The following is a 1,704-nucleotide window of genomic DNA, read 5'->3' on the forward strand; positions in this document are numbered from 1 at the left end:
GTGCCCACCCACAGCTTCGCCTTCGTCGGCGCCGAAAAGGCCGCGGCCACAACCGAAGTGCTGGCCGCCATCGCCGACGCCGACGTCATCATGCTGGCGCCGTCGAACCCGGTGGTCAGCGTCGGCGCCATCCTGGCGATCCCCGGCATCCGCGGCGCGCTGCGCTCGGCGCGCGCCCCGGTCGTCGGCTACTCGCCGATCGTGGCCGGAAAACCGTTGCGCGGCATGGCCGATGCCTGCCTTTCGGTGATCGGCGTGGAGTCCACCGCCGAGGCCGTCGGCCGGCACTACGGCGCGCGCCGCGGCACCGGGATCCTGGACTGCTGGCTGGTCGGCGCCGGCGACGGCGCCGACATCGACGGGGTCGCGGTGCGCGCGGTGCCGCTGTTGATGACCGACCCGGAGGCGACGGCCAAGATGGTCAGCGCCGGGCTGGACCTCGCGGGCGTGGTGGCGTGACCGACCCCGCCGCGGCGCCGGCCCGCGAACACGGCAGCGCGGCCGCCGTCGAGATCCTGCCCGTCGCCGGGCTGCCCGAGTTCCGGCCCGGCGACGACCTGGGCGCCGCCGTCGCCGCGGCCGCCCCCTGGCTGCGCGACGGCGACGTCATCGTGGTCACGAGCAAGGTGGTGTCCAAGTGCGAGGGCCGGCTGGTGCCCGCCCCGCGCGACCCCGAGGAGCGCGACCGGCTGCGGCGCCGGCTGATCGACGACGAGGCCGTGCGGGTGCTGGCGCGCAAGGGCAAGACCCTGATCACCGAGAACCGCAACGGCCTGGTGCAGGCCGCCGCGGGCGTCGACGGGTCCAACGTCCACCGCGACGAGCTCGCCCTGCTGCCGGTCGACCCTGACGCCAGCGCCGCCCGGCTGCGCGCCGGGCTGCGCGAGCGGCTCGGGGTGCGCGTCGCCGTCGTCATCACGGACACGATGGGCCGCGCGTGGCGCAACGGGCAGATCGACCTGGCGGTGGGCGCGGCCGGCATGGCGGTGCTGCACGGGTACGCCGGCGCTGTCGACGAGCACGGCAACGAGCTGCTCGTCACGGAGATCGCCATCGCCGACGAGATCGCCGCCGCCGCCGACCTGGTGAAGGGCAAGCTGACCGCGATGCCGGTGGCGGTGGTGCGCGGGCTGAACGCCGTGACCGACGACGGCTCGACCGCCCGGCAGCTGCTGCGCCCCGGCGAGGACGACCTGTTCTGGCTGGGCACGGCCGAGGCCCTGGAACTGGGGCGCCAACAGGCGCAGCTGATGCGCAGGTCGGTGCGGCGGTTCAGCCCCGAGCCCGTGCCCGCGGAGCTGGTGCAGGCCGCCGTCGCCGAGGCGCTCACCGCGCCGGCCCCTCACCACACCCGTCCGGTGCGGTTCGTCTGGCTGCAGACCCGCGAGACCCGCGTCCGGCTGCTGGACCGGATGAAGGACAAGTGGCGAGCCGACCTCACCGGCGACGGTCGGCCCGCCGATTCCGTCGAGCGGCGGCTGGCGCGCGGCCAGATCCTCTACGACGCGCCCGAGGTCGTCATCCCGATGCTGGTGCCCGACGGCGCCCACGACTACCCCGACGCCGCGCGCACCGCCGCCGAGCACACCATGTTCACCGTCGCGGTGGGCGCGGCCGTGCAGGCCCTGCTGGTGGCGCTGGCCGTGCGGGGGGTGGGCAGCTGCTGGATCGGGTCGACGATCTTCGCCGCGGACCTGGTGCGCG

At 75.5% G+C, this 1,704-nt stretch carries 2 protein-coding genes; both read left to right on the forward strand.

From position 1 onward, the window contains the following. The coding region (locus A5714_RS12220; RefSeq protein WP_197513668.1) for a 2-phospho-L-lactate transferase CofD family protein at positions 1-459 on the forward strand (459 nt) is incomplete at its 5' end. Next, a partial coding sequence (locus tag A5714_RS12225) for a coenzyme F420-0:L-glutamate ligase (protein WP_068285492.1) occupies positions 456-1,704 on the forward strand: 1,249 nt, incomplete at its 3' end. The genes A5714_RS12220 and A5714_RS12225, both read left to right, overlap by 4 nt.

Origin of the sequence: Mycobacterium sp. E2462, from assembly GCF_001672685.1 — a bacterium.
Taxonomy (GTDB): domain Bacteria; phylum Actinomycetota; class Actinomycetes; order Mycobacteriales; family Mycobacteriaceae; genus Mycobacterium.